General features: G+C 56.4%; 18 protein-coding genes. 5 read left to right on the forward strand and 13 right to left on the reverse strand.

The genetic code is table 11. The annotated features are described in order from the left end of the window. A complete protein-coding gene (locus FBR45_RS11460) occupies positions 1-915 on the reverse strand; it encodes an alpha/beta hydrolase (protein WP_138502399.1) in 915 nt (304 codons plus the stop codon). A gap of 46 nt (positions 916-961) precedes the next feature. Between FBR45_RS11460 and FBR45_RS11465 the strand changes: the two genes are divergently transcribed. Continuing rightward, positions 962-1363: a hypothetical protein gene (locus tag FBR45_RS11465; RefSeq protein ID WP_138502401.1), complete on the forward strand. Its 402-nt coding sequence runs from the start codon at positions 962-964 to the stop codon at positions 1361-1363. A gap of 111 nt (positions 1364-1474) precedes the next feature. Here FBR45_RS11465 and FBR45_RS11470 read toward each other — a convergent pair whose 3' ends face one another. Beyond that, a complete protein-coding gene (locus FBR45_RS11470; protein ID WP_138502403.1) occupies positions 1475-2110 on the reverse strand; it encodes a DNA-3-methyladenine glycosylase in 636 nt (211 codons plus the stop codon). Positions 2111-2247: 137 nt separating this feature from the next. On the opposite strand from FBR45_RS11470, the gene FBR45_RS11475 reads away from it, so the two are divergent. After that, complete coding sequence (locus tag FBR45_RS11475; RefSeq protein WP_138502405.1) at positions 2248-2700, forward strand: hypothetical protein; 453 nt, start codon at positions 2248-2250, stop codon at positions 2698-2700. Here the strand turns inward: FBR45_RS11475 and FBR45_RS11480 are convergent. Together FBR45_RS11480 and pdxA are read right to left on the reverse strand one after the other, a co-directional pair. Further along, complete coding sequence (locus tag FBR45_RS11480) at positions 2697-3584, reverse strand: YicC/YloC family endoribonuclease (protein ID WP_077921202.1); 888 nt, start codon at positions 3582-3584, stop codon at positions 2697-2699. The two genes, FBR45_RS11475 and FBR45_RS11480, sit on opposite strands and share 4 nt — an antisense overlap. Positions 3585-3694: 110 nt before the next feature. Beyond that, positions 3695-5221 (reverse strand): 4-hydroxythreonine-4-phosphate dehydrogenase PdxA, encoded by a 1527-nt coding sequence (gene pdxA / locus FBR45_RS11485; protein ID WP_138502407.1) that lies wholly within the window; start codon positions 5219-5221, stop codon positions 3695-3697. Positions 5222-5367: 146 nt separating this feature from the next. Here pdxA and FBR45_RS11490 point away from each other — a divergent pair, with 146 nt between their 5' ends. Next, complete coding sequence (locus FBR45_RS11490) at positions 5368-6312, forward strand: 2-hydroxyacid dehydrogenase (RefSeq protein ID WP_138502409.1); 945 nt, start codon at positions 5368-5370, stop codon at positions 6310-6312. Between the two features lie 30 nt (positions 6313-6342). Here FBR45_RS11490 and FBR45_RS11495 read toward each other — a convergent pair whose 3' ends face one another. Then, positions 6343-8145 (reverse strand): IPT/TIG domain-containing protein, encoded by a 1803-nt coding sequence (locus FBR45_RS11495; protein ID WP_138502411.1) that lies wholly within the window; start codon positions 8143-8145, stop codon positions 6343-6345. A 176-nt stretch (positions 8146-8321) separates the two neighbouring features. Here FBR45_RS11495 and FBR45_RS11500 point away from each other — a divergent pair, with 176 nt between their 5' ends. Then, on the forward strand, positions 8322-9860 hold the full coding sequence (locus tag FBR45_RS11500) for a P-loop NTPase family protein (RefSeq protein ID WP_138502413.1): 1539 nt from the start codon (positions 8322-8324) through the stop codon (positions 9858-9860). A 165-nt stretch (positions 9861-10025) separates the two neighbouring features. Here FBR45_RS11500 and FBR45_RS11505 read toward each other — a convergent pair whose 3' ends face one another. Beyond that, on the reverse strand, positions 10026-10340 hold the full coding sequence (locus tag FBR45_RS11505) for a YbjQ family protein (protein ID WP_077921196.1): 315 nt from the start codon (positions 10338-10340) through the stop codon (positions 10026-10028). A gap of 90 nt (positions 10341-10430) precedes the next feature. Next, positions 10431-11801 carry an alpha-L-fucosidase gene (locus FBR45_RS11510; RefSeq protein WP_138502415.1) on the reverse strand — a complete coding sequence of 457 codons (1371 nt, stop codon included), beginning with the start codon at positions 11799-11801 and terminating at the stop codon, positions 10431-10433. A gap of 162 nt (positions 11802-11963) precedes the next feature. Between FBR45_RS11510 and FBR45_RS11515 the strand changes: the two genes are divergently transcribed. After that, the gene (locus tag FBR45_RS11515) at positions 11964-12485 is read left to right on the forward strand and encodes a lipocalin family protein (RefSeq protein WP_138502417.1); all 522 of its coding nucleotides are present in this window, start codon (positions 11964-11966) and stop codon (positions 12483-12485) included. 5 nt (positions 12486-12490) lie between these two features. On the opposite strand, the gene FBR45_RS11520 is transcribed toward FBR45_RS11515, so the two are convergent. The 6 genes from FBR45_RS11520 to FBR45_RS11545 form a co-directional block, all read right to left on the reverse strand. After that, the gene (locus FBR45_RS11520) at positions 12491-13189 is read right to left on the reverse strand and encodes a uracil-DNA glycosylase family protein (protein WP_138502419.1); all 699 of its coding nucleotides are present in this window, start codon (positions 13187-13189) and stop codon (positions 12491-12493) included. Further along, positions 13186-14046: a serine hydrolase gene (locus FBR45_RS11525; protein ID WP_138502422.1), complete on the reverse strand. Its 861-nt coding sequence runs from the start codon at positions 14044-14046 to the stop codon at positions 13186-13188. Before FBR45_RS11525 ends, FBR45_RS11520 begins: the two co-directional genes overlap by 4 nt. 45 nt (positions 14047-14091) lie before the next feature. Beyond that, a complete protein-coding gene (locus FBR45_RS11530; RefSeq protein ID WP_138502424.1) occupies positions 14092-15195 on the reverse strand; it encodes a vWA domain-containing protein in 1104 nt (367 codons plus the stop codon). Positions 15196-15490: 295 nt separating this feature from the next. Then, positions 15491-17392 (reverse strand): CocE/NonD family hydrolase, encoded by a 1902-nt coding sequence (locus FBR45_RS11535; protein WP_138502426.1) that lies wholly within the window; start codon positions 17390-17392, stop codon positions 15491-15493. Between the two features lie 103 nt (positions 17393-17495). Beyond that, entirely contained in the window at positions 17496-18419 is a 924-nt protein-coding gene (locus tag FBR45_RS11540) for an aspartate carbamoyltransferase catalytic subunit (RefSeq protein ID WP_138502428.1), read from the reverse strand. A 114-nt stretch (positions 18420-18533) separates the two neighbouring features. Continuing rightward, positions 18534-19148, reverse strand: coding sequence for a Uma2 family endonuclease (locus FBR45_RS11545; RefSeq protein ID WP_138502430.1), 615 nt, complete (start codon positions 19146-19148; stop codon positions 18534-18536). Positions 19149-19187: the final 39 nt, after the last annotated feature.

The following is a 19187-nucleotide window of genomic DNA, read 5'->3' on the forward strand; positions in this document are numbered from 1 at the left end:
TTAAGGAATAGCGGCCTGGTTGGCCTTGAGAATCTGGCTGAAAAACAGAACCTGGTAGGGGAGTGCCTGTTGCCAGTACGGCCAGGTGTGCGCCCCCGGGCGTTCAATATATTCGTGGGGCGTCTGATTGGCCAGCAGCAGCCGGTGGAGTTCCCGATTTGTTTCAATCAGGAAATCATCGACGCCAATATCGAAGATCAACGGAAGGTTGTTTGCCTTAAGCCGGTCGGCCAGCGTAACCATTGTATAGCCCGGATACGGCGAGTTACCGGCCGCTGGCGGCCCCAGCAGCATGGCGAAATTAGCAGCGCGGGATTGGGCAAAGTCGGGTGCTACCTTCCAGGTGGCGGTGTTGATATTCATGACGCCACTCATGCTGCCCGCAGCGGCATACAGGTCGGGATGACGGCTGGCGATGAACATAGCACCGTGCCCACCCATCGACAGACCCGCAATAACCCGGCCTTTCCGGTCGCGGATGGTGCGGTAAGTGGCGTCTATTTTTTCGATCAGCTCGGTCGAAATAAACGTCTCAAACTGGCTGGTTTTAATCAGCGGACTATCAAAATAATAGCTGGTTGGGTCACCGTCGGGCGTAACGATGATGAGGTTATACTGATCCGACAAGCGGTGTAGTAGAGTACGGTCGGGCGTTTTAGTGAGCCAGTCGCGAAAACTACCGGTACCGCCATGGAGCAGATACAGGACCGGAAAGGGCCGCCTGTCGCGTTTTTTGGCTTTATCATAACGGTCGGGTAAGATAACGGCGGCCCGTAGCGTACGGTTCATGCGGGCGCTGGGCACATCGACCGTGTCGACGCGGGCGCCGAAACCCGCGTTCGGCAAAATCAGCAGGCAAAGGCCAGCCAGCAGGATGCAGCGTAGCCAAGGGGTATAGGAAAGGAGGGAAAACATCTCTACAATACTATTGGTTAGAATTCTAATTAACCAGTATCCCGTTATGAAAACGATCAACGTTATTGCCTTCGTACTTTTCCTGCTTGTCGCGATCAGTTCGTGCACGCCGAAAATGAACTTTGTACCGTCACAGATCGTGCCGGCAGCTACCGGAGAGGTCAGAGTGAAAAAAGATAAAAACAAGAACTTCGTCGTCGACGTAAGCGTCCGGAATCTGGCCGAGTCAAAGCGGCTCGACCCGCCCCGAGATACCTATGTCGTCTGGATGGAATCAGGTCGGGATGCCGCCAAAAAACTGGGCCAGATACGACCTGTATCGAAAACCCTCAAAGCCCGGCTGACCACCACCGAGACCACAAAACCCGACAACGTTTTTATTACGGCCGAGGACAACGCCGATGTGCTTTACCCGGGCGGGCAGACGGTATTGACAACCAGGCGGTAAGTACTGACCGGACAATGTCCTGCCAAGCTGGGCGGTCAGGCCAAAGACGGTCACTTCGCTAACCGGCGCTTCAATACGTCGGTTGGTTGACGATACGCGACACGACAACGACTACTTTTTGCTGACGAAGCGGCTGTCTTTTATGTAATACCTGTAGGGGAGATCGGCGCCGAATTTGATGCCGATTCGGGTGGTCGTGATCATCTCGAAATCGGTTAGAACAGGCTCTTGTATGGACACCGGCCCCGAAACCAGCGACGAGAAGTTATGATCGGGCCGACTGATGCCCATAGCAATGACCAGCTTACCGGGACCGTTGCAGAGGTTTCGGAATCCTTCGGGGGTGCTGGCGTCGATGGTGTTGTTGCGGTAGCGTTCAAACCCGATTGTAAATGCTTCGTTTCGGCGGGCCTCCATCAGCTCCATGCCGTCGGTGGGTTGCAGCGCACGGATCAGTACAGCTTCACCCACTCCCTCAGGCCCCGTTACGACGTTGATGCAGTGATAATGGTTGTATATCTGGTAGACATACAGCGTGCCGGCCGGGCCAAACATGGCTGCGTTGCGTTTGGTAGCACGCCGGTAGGCATGACAGGCCGGATCGCCGGTGAGGTAGCCTTCCGTTTCGACGATGATACCCGCTGTTCGGCCCGCTGGCGAGTCATGTACTAGCTCGCAGCCAAGCAGGCGCTGAGCCAGGGTCAATGTGTCGTGGTTTTCGTAGAACGGGAGGGATAAAGCAGCCATAAGGTCGATTCGTAGTCCAGCTGGTTTGGGGAAACAGGCTGGCGAGATTGGTATTACCAGGCTCCTTGATGTCGCCCGGATAGACTTTAATCAACAGAACAGGTATCTTGTTTGCGATTGTACCCTCTTTTTCATGTATGACCTTTCTTGTCCGAATGCTGCTGCTGGGTGGGGCTACCCTGCTGGCGGCCTGTTCCGATGCTGTCGACTGCCAGAGTTCACCCCAGCCGGTACAGGTTTTTTTGACCGATGCGGCCGGATCGCCCCTGATTACAGCCGCCATGGCGGCCAATGTAGGCATTGGGTATTACCACAACGGGCAATGGGTGAGCCTGCCTGATGCCCGGGTAAACCCAGCCACCACTGCCGTAAGCAGTTATGACGCGCTGACCATTAGCCGGGAAACGGGCGACACAACCCGCTTCTGGCTGGGCAACGGGGCCAGTCGTCTGGGGGTCATACAGCTGAAGACATACGTCGACAACAGCCCATGCAACGGCTGGACCCGTGCCAGCGAGCTTCGCTTCAACGGGCGCGTTGTTCCGTTCGAGGCTATGAAACCGGGCTATACGCTGGTTGTAGCACCCTAAATGACGTTCATGGTCTGCTCTTTGATCTTCTCCAGCTCGTCTTTCATCTGAACAACGAAGCGCTGAATAGATGCGTCGTTGGCTTTGGAGCCGATGGTATTGATTTCGCGGCCGATTTCCTGCGAAATGAAGTTTAGTTTTTTGCCGTTGGCTTCTTCCGTAGCCAGCACTTCCAGGAAATAGCCGAGGTGGTTCTTGAGCCGGACTTTCTCTTCCGATATATCGAACTTCTCCACGTAATAGACCAGCTCCTGCTCGAACCGGTTCTGGTCGAAGGTGTCGCTGTTGAGCAGCTCGCTGACACTGTTGCGCATACGGTCGCGTACGGCCGGAATTCGGCGGACGTCCTGCTCTTCGATATCGGCCAGCCGGTCGCTGATGGTCTGGATATACTCCTGAAATTTACCTTCGAGTACGGCCCCGTCCTGCTGCCGGAATTCGTTACAGCGCCGAACGGCTTCTTCAACGGCGGCCCGAACGGTGGCATACTCTGAAGCGTCGGCGCCGGGGTCGGCCGACTCGGTCAGGTAGGCATTCGGTTGCTGCAGCGCCAGTTGCAGCACATCGCTATCCGATACGCTCATCAGCATGCTGTTGGCCGTTTCCTTGATATCGCTCACATAAGCCAGGACCAGGGGGCGGTTGATGGTGACGCCCGGCCGCACTGCGCTCGTACGGGCCAGGTTGACCGACAGCTCCACTTTGCCGCGCTCCAGCTGCTGGGTAAGCAGGGCACGCAGTTCGATCTCCTTGTCGGAAAACTGCCGGGGTATACGGCAGTAGATGTCCAGAAACTTCGAGTTGAGGGTCTTGACCTCTGCCGTTACCGACAGGCCACCGGCTTCTACGGTTGCGTTGCCGAAGCCGGTCATTGATTTAAGCATACTATGTATCGTTTATTCGGTTGTCAGTTTATTGTCGGTACGGTGTAACCCCGGTGTTGGCTCCCGAAAACTGAAAACCGCAGCCCGAATATCGTTCCTGATGAGTGTCGTTATTTGAGTGCCCCGGCTTCCAGTTCCAGAAACTCTTTCCGTTGGCGGGCTACATCAATGGCTGTGTAGATCGCCTGGAGCATAGAGGTTTCGTCGGCCAGGTTCTTGCCGGCAATATCATAAGCGGTACCGTGGTCGGGTGAGGTGCGAACAACGGGCATACCCGCCGTAAAATTGACCCCTTCCTCGAATGCAATGGCTTTGAACGGAATCAGACCCTGATCGTGGTACATGGCCAGCACGGCGTCAAATTTGGTGTAGCTACGGGTGCCGAAGAAGCCATCGGCCGGGTAGGGGCCAAATACCAGCTGCCCTTTGTTGCGCCATTCGGCCAGCAGGGGTTTGATGATATCCTGCTCTTCGTTACCCAGCAGTCCTTCTTCGCCCGCGTGGGGGTTGAGACCCAGCACCGCAATTTTGGGTTTGTCGATGCCAAAATCCTGTTTCAGCGATCGCATCATCAGGGTTAGCTTCTGGGCAATACGGTCGCGGGTGACGTTTTGCCGCACCCGGCCCAGCGGCACATGGCCCGTTACCACACCCACACGGAGCGTTGGACTGACCATGAACATCAGGTTATCCTGCACGCCGAATTGCTCGGCGAGGTACTCGGTATGACCCGGAAATTTAAACTCCTCCGACTGGATATTGTATTTGTTGATCGGTGCCGTAACCAGGGCATCGAGTTTACCGGCTTTCAGATCATCGACGGCACGCTGCAGACAGGCCAGCGCAGCCTGACCGGCTTCCGGGGTTACCTGCCCGGGCTGAATATCCTGATTCTGGTCGGGCCAGCAGGTAATGACGTTGGTCAGTTTGTGGCTGATCTGACCGATGGTCTGGGTCCCGTTGAGGTTCCAGTCTTTCAGGTCGATCAGGTTCCGGTAGCGGTTCAGCACTCGCATAGACCCGTAGATGACGGGGGTGCAGAGCTTCTGGAGCCGGTTGTACTGGAGCGCCTTCAGGATAACTTCAGGGCCTATCCCGTTATAATCGCCGAGGCTGATACCGATCACGAGCCGCTCATCGCGGGAGCGGCCGGCGCCTTCGCCCAGCCCCGTATCGCGGTCGGCCTGGTCGTCGGCTTCGCGGAGGGGGGCTTCCCGCTCGCGTCCGCCGTTGTTCCGGTCGCGGTCGTTACGCGGTTCGTTGCGGTTGTCACGGCCGCCCTGCCGATTGTTGGGTTGCCCACCCGGTTTCGAACCGGGCGTCGCTTCGGCCGAAGCGGGGTCGCGCTCGGGTCGGTTGTTTGGCCGGTTACCGGGCTGACCGGTGCCGTTCTGACGCGGTCCGTTGGGAGACTGCTGCCGCGCTGCGGGTTGGTTGGGGTTACCGGCGCGCTCGGGTCGGTTACCCCGGTTGGGTGGCCGGTTCTCGCGCCGGTCTTCTTTGTTCGGCTGGCTGATGGTAATCTGCCGGGCTGCGGTAGCTGACTCGGTCTGATCCTGGGGCGTATGTACAGGTTGCGGGCCGGGCGTTGGCTCGGGGCGACCTTCATTCAGTTCGTCGGATTGGCGTTGTTCCATGCACTTTCGTTAGTTTCGCCAAAATTCCTCATTACCCTCTCTGGTCCGCTGCGGAGCAAGAACAGGTAGCCGGTTTTAGCCGTTGCCATCTCCGGAGAAACAGGGGTCGTGAGGAAATTGATTCGCAAGTTACGAAAAGCCTACGGATGTCCCAGAACACGCCTTCCATTCTGATTGCCGACGAGATGCACCCGTCGCTGTTTACAATGCTTACCGATGCGGGGTTTGCGTTCGACTACCAGCCCAACATCACCCGCGCCGAGCTGATCAGTGTCCTCACTCCATTCGACGGGTTAATCATCCGCAGTAAAACCACCGTCGATGCCGATCTGCTGAGCCAGTCCCCCCGGCTGAGGTTCATCGGGCGGGCTGGCGCGGGCCTGGACCTGATTGATCTCGACGAAACCGAACGTCGGGGCATTCAGGTATTTCACGCGGGCGAAGGCAACCGCGACGCCGTGGCCGAACAGGCCGTTGGGATGCTGCTTGGTTTACTGGCGAACATTCTGAAGGCCGACCGCGAAGTTCGGCAGGGGATCTGGGACCGGGAAGGAAACCGGGGCTACGAGCTGGGAAGCCTGACCGTCGGCATTATCGGGTACGGCAACAACGGCAGTGCCACGGCCCGGCGGCTGAGTGGGTTCGGCTGCCGGGTGCTGGCCTATGATAAATACCGCACCCACTACGGCGATGCGTACGCCCAGGAAGCCTCGCTGGAACAGATCATGGCCGATGCCGACGTGCTGAGTCTGCACATCCCGCTGACTCCCGATACGCGCCAGCTGGTCAACGACTCCTTCATCAGCCAGATGAGCAGGCCCTTCTACCTGATCAACATTGCCCGGGGCGAAATTACATCGCTGTCGGCACTGGTACGGGGACTGGAACAGGGTAAGGTTCGTGGGGCTTGTCTCGACGTGCTCGAAAATGAAAAGCTGGCCAGGCTCACACCCGACCAGCAAACCGCCTTCGATTATCTCCGCCAGTCGGATCGGGTTGTACTGACCCCGCACGTAGCGGGCTGGACCCACGAAAGCTACGTGCGTATCAACGAGGTGCTGGTACGGCAGATCAGGCAGATGAAGGCGTAAGATGCCCGGCGCGAGCCTGCTCCTGAAAACCTACCGGCTGATTGTGAAGTTGGCGCTGGTACAGGTGGTGCCGGCCCCGTTGACGAGGCAGATCTGGCCGGTCAGGGCACCGGTTGGTACCGTAACCCGCAGCGTGTTGTTGCTCAGTGTGAACCGGGTGGCCGCCAGCGCTCCGTTGTTAAACCGAACATCCTGTACAGAGGCCAGGTTGGTACCCGTGATGACCAGCTCATCGCCAACTTTAGCCGTCTTGGGCGAAAAATCGACGTTGGTAACGACCCGAAGCACGGTGAATGACTCCGTTGTGGTTGGGTCGTTGGTGGCGTTGGTAATCCGGAGTGGGCCGGTCTGTGCATCGGTCGGTACCAGCACCCAGCGTTCCGTATCCTCATTCCGGCCTCCATCGGCGGCCGGGGCGGTGGAGCCGGTAAAGACAATCTGCGCATTCAGCAGGAAGTCGCCCCGCAGCACGACGCGCTCGCCCGGTCGGGCAATCTTTGGAATAATGTCGGTTATAACCGGTTTCTGTACGACGACCAGTGGCCGGGCAGTGGTGGCGGTACCGGCGCGGTTGGTTACGGTAACGGGGCCGCTAACCGCATTACTGGGCACGTTGACCGTCAGCTCGGATCCTTCCACCCGGCCCGTAACCGGAACTGGCTGCCCGCTGACGCGAACTTCCTGAATGCGATGCAGATTGGGGCCGGTAATCGTAATGGCCCGTTCGCGGAGCTGGCGGGCCGGGTTGACGGTGATGGCACCCGGAATCGTGTAGAAAAAGAAAGCGTTGTTTTCGGCAAAACTGCCCCCCACACTGCTGAGCGTAACCGTTACTGATGCAGGAGCAGGCAGGGCGGGAACCGTTGCCTCAAGCTGTGTATCGCTGATTACCCGGAAGGACGCCGGAGTCGCGTTGAACAGCACGCCTGACACGGTACTCAGATTGAAGCCGTTGAGCAAAACCCTGTCGCCCTGAATACCCTCACGGCTGCTCAGGTTAGCCAACACCGGTTGCCGAACAACCTGAACCGGCTGTGGGCTGGTCGCTACGAGCTTGTCAAATACCGTGACTGTAACGGGCCCGGACGTGGCGTTGTCGGGGATTCTGGCTCGTATTTCTGTGTCTTTAACGGTCGTTTGCTCCCGGAAGATAGCCAGTCCGTTCACCCGTACGACGCCGTCGGTCAGGTTTGTTCCCTGAATGAGCAGGTCGCCCCCGGCCCGTACCGAGATCGGGCTGACGGCCGTGATGGTGGGCGTGCCCGCTACGATAAACGGAAAGGTAGTTTGCCCTCCGGCGGTTTCGATGATGATCGACAGGGGCCCTCGGGGTGCGTTGGTGGGTACGGTAACGGTCAGCTTCTGAGCAGAACTGTCTTTGATAACAGCCCCCGCTTCGCTGAAACGCACCCGAATAAGCTGGTTCAGGTAGTTACCGGCAATGACAACAGCGGTGCCGGGCAGGCCATTGCCGGGGGTTATCGTGGCTACACTCGGCGATGGTTGTTGTACAATGAAAGGTAACGGGTCCGACAGACCTTCGTCGGTGCGTACCTGCACCCGGGCGGGGCCGGGCGCGATCAACGGAATCCGGACCCGAATGGTATTGTCGTCATGGCTGAGGATGGACGCAGCCAGCGAGGCTTCGCTGTTGCTGAACAATACCGCCGGATCAGTGCCGAACTGGTATCCCTTCAAAACCGCTTCTTCGCCCACGTAAGCCTGGCGTGGCGTCAGGCCGGTAAGCTCCGGTGGATTGCTCTGGACGCGACAACCCGCTACCATCGCGAGGGTAAAACAGGAAAGGATGACGTGGGATAAAGCTGATTTCATAGACGATAAAGCGGCTCCTGCCTGGCACAAGGTCTGTAAAATTAGCCATTTTTGACGTCTAAAAACCATTTCATTCGAATGCCTGTTAGGATTAGTAGATAGTGAATGATGTAGAGTGACTCCCGCATCTGGTCTGTACATTCCCATTATTCATGCTACATTATCATTAACTCCCGATGAACTATCGCAGCCTGAAATCATCTAATTTAACCAAAATTACGACCCTGGGCGAGCTGAAAGCCGCCGGCTACGAATCCCGATCCATCAAGCAGGAACTGCGCGATAACCTGATTCAACGCATCAAGGATAAAGAAGTGGTGTTTCCAGGAATATGGGGGTACGAAGACACCGTCATTCCTGACGTTGAGCGGGCTATTCTGTCGATGCACCACATCAACCTGCTCGGGTTACGCGGACAGGCCAAAACCCGGATTGCCCGCCTGATGGTGAATCTGCTCGATGAGTACATTCCGTTTGTGGCCGGTTCTGAGCTGAACGACGATCCGCTCGAGCCCCTGTCGCGGTACGCACTTGATCTGATTGCGGAGAAGGGTGATAACACGCCGATTGCCTGGCTGCACCGCAACGATCGCTATACGGAGAAACTGGCCACGCCCGATGTGTCGGTGGCCGACCTGATCGGGGATGTTGACCCTATCAAAGCCGCCACGCTGAAACTACCGTATTCCGACGAGCGAACCATTCACTTTGGGCTGATTCCACGGTCGCACCGGTGCATATTCGTCATCAACGAACTGCCCGATCTGCAGGCCCGTATTCAGGTTTCACTCTTCAACATTCTTCAGGAAGGCGACATCCAGATTCGGGGTTTCAAACTTCGGTTGCCTCTCGATATTCAGTTCGTCTTCACGGCTAACCCTGAGGATTATACGAACCGGGGCAGCATTGTAACCCCGCTGAAAGACCGGATCGACAGCCAGATCGTGACCCACTATCCCAAATCGATCGAGATCGGGAAGAAAATCACGATGCAGGAAGCCGTGGTCAAGACCGAGCAGAAAGGCATGGTCAAAACCAACGACATCATTGCCGACCTGATTGAGCAGATTGCGCTCGAAGCCCGGGAAAGCGAATACGTCGATGCCAAAAGCGGAGTGTCGGCCCGGATGACCATCTCGGCTTACGAAAACCTGCTGTCGGCGGCAGAACGCCGGGCGTTGCTGAACGGGGAAAAGGAAACCTACGTGCGCATTGCCGATCTGTATGGCGTTGTGCCGGCTATCTGCGGTAAAGTCGAACTCGTTTACGAAGGCGAGGTAGAGGGCCCCGTCATTGTGGCCCAGAACCTGATCGGAAAAGCCATCCGGAACCAGTTTCTGCAGTACTTCCCCAATCCGGAAAAAGCCAAGAAAGACAAGCGCGGTAATCCCTATAAAAAGATCACCGACTGGTTTGGCGATGGCAATACAATGGACATCCTCAACGACCTGACCAACCGCGATTACGAAGCCCGGCTCCGCACCATCGATGGCCTCGACGACGTGGTCGATCAGTTTCAGTCGCGGCTGAGCAAGCCCGAAAAACTGTTCATGATGGAGTTTGCCCTGCACGGACTCGCCGAGCATTCGCTCGTCGGCAAAAAAGCGATGGACACGGGTCAATCGTTCAAAGATCTGCTCGGGTCTATGTTCAGCCCCGGCAATAAGTTTGGCGAAGACGACGAAGATGAAGAAGAGGACGACGACCGGTATTAACCGATCTGCCAGTCATACGAACTAAACAAAAACGGGCTGAAAAGCCCGTTTTTGTTTATGGATACCCCTCTTCTAGGTGGACCGTCCCGTTTTTACAACAGAACCCGCCAACGCCAGAAGCTGCCATGCGGAGCAACTGGTGTTCGGAACAGGCTATGGGTAAGCTTAGTCCGTTACGACCGCCGTGCCGTTGGCGCTGACCATAAGCATCGAGCCGTCGATGGTCTCGTAGTCCAGATCGACACCGATGATGGCGGTGGCGCCGAGCCGGGTAGCCTGATCAACCATCTCTTTGATGGCAATACTTTTGGCTTCGCGCAGGCCCTGTTCGTAGGCGCCTGACCGACCGCCAACCACATCGCGGATGCTGGCGAAAAAGTCTTTGACAATGTTGGCACCGATAATGGCTTCCCCATTAACCAGACCGATGTACTTGGTAATGTGCTTACCTTCGATGTTTGACGTAGTCGTGATGAGCATAGGAGCAGAGTAAGCCGAGCTGGTCACCAACCTGAGGCAACTAGTGCAGCGCTACGCAAAGAACGCAGAGTTTTGGCATCTGCCAAAATCTTACTTCTTAGCGGTAGCCGGCGCCATATCCAGTTCAATGATCGTGTCCAGCATATCGGCCGCTGGGGGTGCCGCCATGGTCAGCACTACACCCTCGGCCGACTGGGTGATTTTGACGGGACTTTTGTCGGCAAACAGCCGGGCTGCGCTTACCTTACCCGGCAGGGCGGGCAGCGTCAGTTGCCGGTCGGCCCAGTCGAGGATGTGAACGTAGACTTTGTTGCCTTTCGCCGTCGTAACCCCCCAATTACGGGCCTCGATCGGTCCGCCCCGGGTGCCGTAGATCGTTTCGCCGTTTTTCTGCATCCACTGACCCATTTCGGCCAGCGATTTGACAAATTCAGGCTGCACCTTGCCGTTGGGCATCGGCCCTACGTTCAGCAAAAAGTTGGCGTTATGACCGGCGGCTTTCACCAGGTAATGAACCAGGTCTTTAGTGCTCTTGTAGCGATTGTCTTTGATGTTGAAGCCCCACGAGCCGTTCATGGTCTCGCAGGTTTCGAGCGGGAGTTGGCCAATGGTCTGCGCTTCGTTGAACCCGGTCGATTTGCCACCCGGCAGATCTTTCTCAAACATCTGAAAATCTTCGCCGGGGAAGGGGGCTACGTGGTGGTTGTTGCCGATCAGGGCGGCTGGCTGGAGTTTATGGATAAGTGAGTAGGTGCGGTCCAGTTTCCAGTCGATGCCGTTTTTGTTGGCAGGAGCCGTTTTCCCTACGTGGCCCGCATCGTCGGCCGACTGATCCCACCAGCCGTCGAACCAGATGCCGGCAATGGGTCCGTAATTTGTCAGCAGTTCGGTCAGCTGGGTGTCCATATAGGTGAGGTACTTCTCAAAATCACCACTTTCGGGTCGGCCGGTTTTTTGCCCAGTCCGGCCGCGTGGGTAGTAGTCGGGGTGGTGCCAGTCGAGGTGCGAGTGGTAAAAGAAGAGTTTGATGCCCTGTGCCTGACACTCGTCGGCCAGCATCTTCAGTACGTCTTTTTTGTAGGGCGTCCGATCTACGATATCATAATCCGACACCTTTGAGTCGTACATCGCAAAACCATCGTGGTGTTTGCTGGTGATGGTGATGTACTTCATACCGGCGTTTTTGGCCATGCTGACCCATTCTTTCGCGTTGAAATCGACCGGGTTGAAGAAGGTCGGCAGCTTTTCGTAGTCTTTAGCCGGAATCTGCCGCTGGTTCATGATCCACTCACCATCGGCCAGGAGGCTGTAAACACCCCAGTGAATAAAAAGGCCGAATTTGTCGTCCTGAAAGGCTTTTCGAGCGGCCAGGTTCTCGGCCGACGGCTGGTAGACAGACTGGGCCGGGGCCGTAACGATGGATAAACTGACGAGCAGTGAAACGAGCAGGATACGGATCATGGGAAACAGGCTTTTAATCAGAAAGGGGCAATAAAGGGGTTTATACTTTTCGGGCGGGGACGACCGCTTACGAACGATTTGCTGCCGTTTCCTCAACTACTTCGTGTCTAAATGAGGCAGCCGCTCAACTTTGGTCTGAAACCAAATTAGTTGACTACACCCATGAAGAATGTATTGACAGCCCGGCTGCTGGCCTGGGCGCTCATGCTGGCCATACCGTTCTGGTTCGGTAGCTGTAAGAAAGATAGCGATGATGCGGTAACCCCCAACGCCATTGAAGGCACCTGGCGGATCTCCGGTCTCAAGATCAGCCCGGGAGCCGACCTGCTGGGTACCGGTCAAAAAGTAACGGACCTGATTGCTTATCTGAACGCCTTGCCCAACGGTCTCGGCGCCGATATCGTCACCTGCCTGACCACGACTACGATCACGTTCAACAGCAATGGCAGGATTACATCTAAAGACGGGCAGAAATGTACGTCGGCAACAGGCGACCTGGCCGAGATCGAAGACAACTCGACCTGGAAACTGGAGGGTACTAAGCTGACCCTGACGGACAACAGCGGATCGGAAGTCTACGACGTGGCCCAGAGCGGCAACACCCTCAAACTATCGACCTCGGCTCAGGAAGACTACGGCGACGGGCTGAAAACGTATACCACAACCATCGAAATGACGAGGTAGGCGGGTTAGTCCGTATCCAGACAATCGTGAAGCGTGGTGATGTACTGGTCGAGGTACGTTGCCACGCTTTTGGCCTGGTACTGCAAAATGTACCGCGGGTGGTCGAGGGTGACGATCCGGTCGAAAAAGCCCTGCTGGTCATTGAGTCGGCGGAGGTAGGTTTCGTTCTTACGCCCCAGACAGACCGCTACGCGCCGATCGTAGCCGAAGCCGGTCTGGGTTCGAACGGTTCCGGTAATGGCGGGCCACAGGGCATCGGTGGTCAGGCGGTCGTCGTAAAAATTGTAGTTTTTCCCGTCTTTGGTGAGGGCCAGTGGGAAGAGCGACGTCAGGAAAAACCGGCCGTAGAAATTGCGCGCGCCCCCGAAAGCCTCAACAACCTGATAAATGAACCGGCTCGATAGTTCCGGCCGACGCGACGGACCGGTATCGAGCAGGTTGTTGACAATGCCGCAGTACCGATCTAGATTCTGAGGGGTGGTGAAGGATATACCCGTCACGCCCGCGCCAAACCGACCGGGGTTGATGCCGAGAACAAACACCCGCGGGCTCGTGTCGCTATAGAATTTGCCATAAAACTCGCTGACAATGGCCTGTACGGCTGGTTCCTGATACGGATTCATAACCCCAAGGCCGGGCGGCAAATTGGTCGGAGCGGCCAGTGTGTGGTAATACGGAATAGCCCGGTCGGCGAAAGTCGTCATGGCCTGGAGAAGTAAGTGAAACAAATCCGGGCGGTCTCGGCAATAGTCCGCTCGGCGTCGGCCGTTGGCAGCCCTTCTACAAAGATCGACAACAGAAACGGCTGGCGGGCGTATACGATACCGACGTCGGCCCGGATGTAGGACAGGGTACCGGTTTTATGGGCAACTACGGTACCCGGTGGCAGCAGCCGGGGTATGGTAAGGGTATCTTCGTTCTGCTTCAGCAGGGTCAGCATCTGCTCACACAGCTCGGGTGTGGCGACCTGACGACGGTAGATTTTCTTCAGCAGCCTGTTCATCTCGAAGCAGGTTACGTAGTTATCGCGCCCCTGCCGGGCGGCCAGGGTATCCATCATGACCCGGTTCAGCTGGCTCTTCGGGAGACCGACCGCGCGGATGCGGGCGTTGATGGCGTCCATACCCAGTTCGTTAATGAAAATATTGGTGGCTGTATTGTCGCTGTACACCATCATGAGCCGGAGCAGGTCGCGGTAGGCAATGCGACTGCGATGTGAATAGGTTTTAAGCACACCGTCGCCCCCCACTTTTTCGGCGTCGGTCAGGATGTGGATTTCGTCCAGATCGAGCGTACCGGCTTTGACGCGCTCCATCGCTTCGAGCAGGATCGGTAGCTTAATCACGCTCGCCGAGGGTACCCGCTCGTCGGCCCGGCGCGCGTACGAAACCGAACTGTCGGCCAGCGATTCGACCGCCACGCTCACCCGCGCCGATGCAGGTAGTTGTTGCAGATAGGCCGTCAGCAGGTCGGGTAACGGCTGACCCGAAGCGGTCAGTGTCATGCTCAGGAGCAAAAACAAAGTCGGGATGAATGTCCCGACTTTAAGTACACTAGTCATGCAATTGAAGTTGTTCTGGTGTCGGATTCGCGCACCAGCCAGTCCTTATTTAATGTTTTTCCGGCGGTTGCGCTGAAAATCCTCGAACATCATGTTGCCCAGCCCCTGTAGGCCGCTGTAGTAGGCCCGGCCGTTGTTCACTTTCGTAAACTCCTGCACAAACTGCTTCAGGTAGGGGTCGCTGGCAATCATGAACGTGGTGATCGGAATCTCCAGCCGACGGCATTGCGCGGCCAGGGTCAGGGTTTTGCTTACCACTTTCCGATCCAGCCCAAACGAGTTTTTATAATATTTGATGCCTTCCTTTAAACAGGTCGGTTTACCATCGGTAATCATAAAAATCTGCTTGTTCTTGTTTTTCCGCCGACGCAGCAGGTCCATTGACAGTTCGAGTCCGGCCACGGTGTTGGTGTGGTAGGGGCCAACCTCCAGGTAGGGCAGGTCCTTGGCCTGAATCTGCCAGGCGTCGTTGCCAAACACCACTATATCGAGGGTGTCTTTCGGATACTTCATCTTGACCAGCTCGACCAGGGCCAGCGCCACCTTTTTGGCGGGCGTGATGCGGTCTTCGCCGTACAGAATCATCGAGTGGCTGATGTCGATCATCAGCACGGTCGAGGTCTGGGTTTTCTGCTCTTTCTCGGTGACCTCCAGATCGCGTTCCATGAGCGTAAACTCCTCAACGCCACTGTTGATCTGCGCATTTTTAATCGACTCGGTCATCGAAATCTGTTCGAGCGTGTCACCAAACTGGTAGGTCCGCAGGTCGCTGCTCAGCTCGTCGCCGGTACCGGTAAAGGGGGTTTTGTGATTGCCTCCCGACTTAGACCGTTTCAGCTTGCCAAAAATTTCTTCGAGCGCCGACCGCCGGATGGTTTGCTCGCTCTTGGGGGTCATTACAATCCGGCCTTCCTGGTTATCTTCGGTCAGATAGCCCTTTTCCTTGAGGTCCTCGAAGAAGTTGCCAATACCATATTTATCGTCGGTCAGGCCGTATTGGCGGTCGAGCTGGCTCATCCACGACATGGCCTGTTCGACGTCGCCGGAGGTCAGCAGCAGCAGTTGCTGGAATATGTTGAGGAGCTGATCGAATTTAGAGCCTTCTTTCTGCTCGGGGGGTATGTAGTCGGAAAACTGAAAGCCTTTCATTCGTCTGTTGTTTATGTAGCGACGCGGCTATACCGGCGTACTGGTTTTCACCTGCTGTAGGCTGCCCCGGTCAGTGGCCTGGCTAGGGCAGGGGTATGTTTTAAGAACAGCGCAGTTTCGCGATTTGTTCGGCATCCGAGAACCCGTCGGTATATAAATATGACAGGGTTCCGTCACCGTGGTCCGTATCCGCAACGGGACGCGTAGTCGGACCACGCGTGCGTCAGCATTGCTATCTACAGAGGGCACTTTAACCCGTCCGGACAGGAGACGCAAGACGCAACCCATTGCGTCTTTACTTCTTTACCAGAGGTAGCTTGATCTGCGACGGGTACTGGGCTGAGTGGAAGACCTGATTGTGGGCCACAACCCCTTTGGTCTCGTCGTAATTGTTGCCTCCCGTGTTCATATTCCGATCGAAACGGGGAAAATTACTGCTCGACACTTCGATCCGTATCCGGTGGCCGGGCGCGAAGAAGTTACTGGTGGCCATGGGGCTGAGGGTGAGTTTATACACTTTCCCCTTCTCCATAAAGACCTCTTTGTCGAACCCCTCGCGGTACCGGGCGCGCAGGATCGTTTCGTCCAGGTTATACGCTTTCCCATCGGGATATACGTCGATCAGTTTCACGGTGAAGTCGGTATCTTTTGCGTCGGAGGCTACGTACAGGGTTGTTTCGATGGAGCCGCTCAGCTCGACACCGTCGGCAAAGGGCTCGGTGGTATAGACCAGAATGTCCTGTCGCGTTTCCATCTGGTGCTGGTCGAAGGCACCGCCCTGTACGGCATTGCCGGTACAGCAAACGTTACCGCCGTACGAAGGTACCGGATAAGCCGGATCGTAGGCGAAGAGGTCGGGCTTATCGGTTTTGCCGGGGGGCGTAGTGGTCAGTTTGCCATCACCGTACAGACTATTGGCCCGTCCGCCACTGGTCAGGTAATAGGTGGTCGGGGTGGCGTTGGCGGGTGGCCAGGTGTCGGATGTCTGCCATTTGTTCGATCCCATGGTATAATACCGAACGCGGGGCGTTGTTTTGAGTACGTCGTTGGCTTCGCCCTTGAGCCAGTAGTCGAACCAGCCGTACGTGAGGGCGTCGTAGTCGAGCCGGGCATCGCCTACGCTCCGCTCGCCCACGATCGTGTTGGCGGTGGCGCGTTTATAGGCGCAGTGCAGGGTAGGGGCAATGACAAGGTACTGAGCGTCGCGAACTTTGGGGTCTACGGCGTTCTGCCGGACGTGATTAAACAGCGCCAAGTTAGGACCCGTCGAGACATCGTACCAGGACGCAAACCAGTAACTCGGTACGTTGAACGGCATGTTGTCGTGATAAAGACCGCCCGTATACCAGGCCGGGTCGTTGGGCTTCCTGACAATCATCTTCTCGTAGATGCCTTTCTGACCGTTGGCGTTTCTGATGATGTCCTGTACGGGCAGGTGCTTCAGCCCCTGCGCCCAGTCTACTTTCGGCATTTCGGGGGCCATGTCGTAAAACCGCGACACCCGAGCCAGGTCTTCGCTGCTGGCTGTTTTAGGAAAAGTTGGCCGGGCCGCATCGGTCTGGGTGCCGTAGAGCCAGGTAGTGAACAGCATCTGCTGCGCCCCGCCCCGATACCAGTTACCCTGTTCCGTAAATGGGCCGACACGACCCACACCGGCGCCAAAGCCCATAGGCACCATAGCCGCGTGGGCGGGGTGAGCCAGAGCCGCAACGGCCATCTGCCACTCGGCCGTTGATGAGCAGCCCAGCGTACCGATCTTTCCGTTCGACCAGGGTTGTTTGCTCATCCAGGCGAAGGCATCGTAGCCGTCGGTGGTGGGTGGCCCCAGAATATCCCAGTCGCCTTCGGAGAAGAACTTACCCCGCTCGTTCTGTACCACGTAGGCATAGCCATGTTTTACGGCATCGAGAGCAGCCTGATATGAGTTCTGCCGCTGCTCGCCGTCGCCCCAGCCGTTAAAATTGTAAGGGGTTTTGGAGAAAATAATCGGGACGGGCTTATCGGTTTTGGGGCGGTAAATGTCCGTAGCCAGCCGAACCCCGTCGCGCATGGGCATCATGACTTTAGGCTCAATGATGGCCACCGCCTGCAGCTGTTTATAAATATCTTCCTGCGCCCGGGCGGCCAGGGAAGACAGCATCAACAGGACGGCGTATAACACGGTCGGTAAGCGGGTAGGTAGTTGTGGGGAGCGCATGGGCAGGGGGCAAATGAAAGGGTAGAAAGAGGGGTAGCAGCAACCGCGCGACCAGTCAGGCCGCGCGGTTGCTGCTACAAAATAGGAAGAAATACCGCCAGACTTACAACTGAGCCAGTAAATACAGCACCGCCATCCGTACCGCCACACCGTTTTCGACCTGATCGAGAATGATGGAGTGGGGTGAGTCAGCTGCGTCGGAGGTGAGTTCAACCCCCCGGTTTATAGGGCCCGGGTGCATCAGCACGATGGGTCGGTCCAGGTCGTCGAGCATCTGTCTGGAGATTCCGTAGTACAGTGAATACTCGCGCAGGGATGGGAAGTATTTGATCTGCTGCCGCTCCAGCTGAATCCGCAATACATTGGCCACGTCGCACCAGTTCAGCGCGGCTCGTACGTCATGCCCAACGCGTACGCCCAGGCTTTCGATATACTTAGGGATCAGGGTTTTAGGGCCGCATACCATAACTTCGGCGCCCTGCTTCTGCAAACAGAAGATGTTCGACAGGGCAACCCGCGAGTGGGTAATGTCGCCGATGATGGCAATGCGTTTGCCGGCTACGTCGCCGAGTTTCTCGCGGATCGAGAACGAGTCGAGCAGGGCCTGGGTGGGGTGTTCGTGGGTACCGTCGCCGGCATTGACCACGTTGGCTTTGATGTGTTTGGTCAGGTAATGGGGCGCCCCGGGACTGCTATGGCGCATCACGACCATATCGACTTTCATGGCCAGAATGTTGTTGACCGTATCGAGCAGGGTTTCGCCTTTCTTGACCGAACTTCCCGAAGCCGAGAAGTTAACTACATCGGCCGAGAGCCGCTTTTCGGCCAGTTCGAACGACAGCCGGGTTCGGGTCGAGTTTTCGAAAAAAACGTTGGCGATCGTTACGTCACGCAGGGACGGCACTTTCTTGATCGGACGGTTAATGACTTCCTTGAACTGGCCGGCCGTTTCGAGGATCAGGTTGATGTCGGACTCGGTCAGGTCTTTGATGCCCACCAGATGGCGGACGCTGAGGGATTGGGCCATGAGGGGTAATGAAGCGGCTAAAATTGGGCAAAGATAAGCGCAAAGGCGTTCTAAACATATTTCGCCAGAGCCCGGGTAAGCCAATCCACCATCTGACCTCGTAGCAACCTGGGGCTAAATCCGGTTCGTGACAACGTGCTCGTATACCTCGCTCACCCTGATTTCACAGCCGCCAATTGTCACAGTTTGATCTAGTTGTTCCGCAAACGTGTTGAGCCAGTCATTGGTAATGCCGACACGAGTGTAGAGGTCAAGTCGGACTTGGTCCTGTGATACGCGAACGTACTGTTGTAGCGTATCAATTTGCTTGTAGTTGTACCATTTCATCGTCTCGTCATATTCACCGGTACTTTCCGAAAGTACTTCAATCAACACGGTTGGGTTTAGCGTGGCGACCATGCGGGGTTTAAATTGGGGGAAGAGCGATTCGCCACAAACCACCATCACATCGGGATAGTAATAATTACCCGTTGGGGGTACGTACAGCATTCGGTCGCTGGGATAAACGCGGCAACCACTTCCCTTGAGCGCATTGTGCAACAAAGCAATCAGGTTGGCCACAATCAGGCCGTGATTTTCGGACGTGTAGGGCATAAGGCGAATTTCTCCGTCGATGTACTCGTGTTTGCGCACAGATCGTGCTTCAAAAGCGAAGTACTGCTCTGGTGTTGCTTTACGGCGACGTTGAGAAAGGGCCCCTGGCCTGCGAGACGGTTTGGTTATCTGCATAACAGAAAGGTACCTGGTAGAACAGGAATAAGGTAAATG

The organism is Spirosoma lacussanchae (assembly GCF_005870035.1).
Lineage (GTDB): Bacteria > Bacteroidota > Bacteroidia > Cytophagales > Spirosomataceae > Spirosoma > Spirosoma lacussanchae.

Bases quoted from the DNA above. Each gene is read 5' to 3' on its own strand.
- FBR45_RS11470 (WP_138502403.1), bottom strand. From the start codon at position 2,110: ATGGCTGCTTTATCCCTCCCGTTCTACGAAAACCACGACACATTGACC.
- FBR45_RS11530 (WP_138502424.1), bottom strand. From the start codon at position 15,195: ATGAAAGGCTTTCAGTTTTCCGACTACATACCCCCCGAGCAGAAAGAA.
- FBR45_RS11460 (WP_138502399.1), bottom strand. From the start codon at position 915: ATGTTTTCCCTCCTTTCCTATACCCCTTGGCTACGCTGCATCCTGCTG.
- FBR45_RS11465 (WP_138502401.1), top strand. From the start codon at position 962: ATGAAAACGATCAACGTTATTGCCTTCGTACTTTTCCTGCTTGTCGCG.
- FBR45_RS11495 (WP_138502411.1), bottom strand. From the start codon at position 8,145: ATGAAATCAGCTTTATCCCACGTCATCCTTTCCTGTTTTACCCTCGCG.
- FBR45_RS11525 (WP_138502422.1), bottom strand. From the start codon at position 14,046: ATGACTAGTGTACTTAAAGTCGGGACATTCATCCCGACTTTGTTTTTG.
- FBR45_RS11540 (WP_138502428.1), bottom strand. From the start codon at position 18,419: ATGGCCCAATCCCTCAGCGTCCGCCATCTGGTGGGCATCAAAGACCTG.
- FBR45_RS11535 (WP_138502426.1), bottom strand. From the start codon at position 17,392: ATGCGCTCCCCACAACTACCTACCCGCTTACCGACCGTGTTATACGCC.
- FBR45_RS11475 (WP_138502405.1), top strand. From the start codon at position 2,248: ATGACCTTTCTTGTCCGAATGCTGCTGCTGGGTGGGGCTACCCTGCTG.
- FBR45_RS11500 (WP_138502413.1), top strand. From the start codon at position 8,322: ATGAACTATCGCAGCCTGAAATCATCTAATTTAACCAAAATTACGACC.
- FBR45_RS11490 (WP_138502409.1), top strand. From the start codon at position 5,368: ATGTCCCAGAACACGCCTTCCATTCTGATTGCCGACGAGATGCACCCG.
- FBR45_RS11480 (WP_077921202.1), bottom strand. From the start codon at position 3,584: ATGCTTAAATCAATGACCGGCTTCGGCAACGCAACCGTAGAAGCCGGT.
- FBR45_RS11515 (WP_138502417.1), top strand. From the start codon at position 11,964: ATGAAGAATGTATTGACAGCCCGGCTGCTGGCCTGGGCGCTCATGCTG.
- pdxA (WP_138502407.1), bottom strand. From the start codon at position 5,221: ATGGAACAACGCCAATCCGACGAACTGAATGAAGGTCGCCCCGAGCCA.
- FBR45_RS11545 (WP_138502430.1), bottom strand. From the start codon at position 19,148: ATGCAGATAACCAAACCGTCTCGCAGGCCAGGGGCCCTTTCTCAACGT.
- FBR45_RS11505 (WP_077921196.1), bottom strand. From the start codon at position 10,340: ATGCTCATCACGACTACGTCAAACATCGAAGGTAAGCACATTACCAAG.
- FBR45_RS11510 (WP_138502415.1), bottom strand. From the start codon at position 11,801: ATGATCCGTATCCTGCTCGTTTCACTGCTCGTCAGTTTATCCATCGTT.
- FBR45_RS11520 (WP_138502419.1), bottom strand. From the start codon at position 13,189: ATGACGACTTTCGCCGACCGGGCTATTCCGTATTACCACACACTGGCC.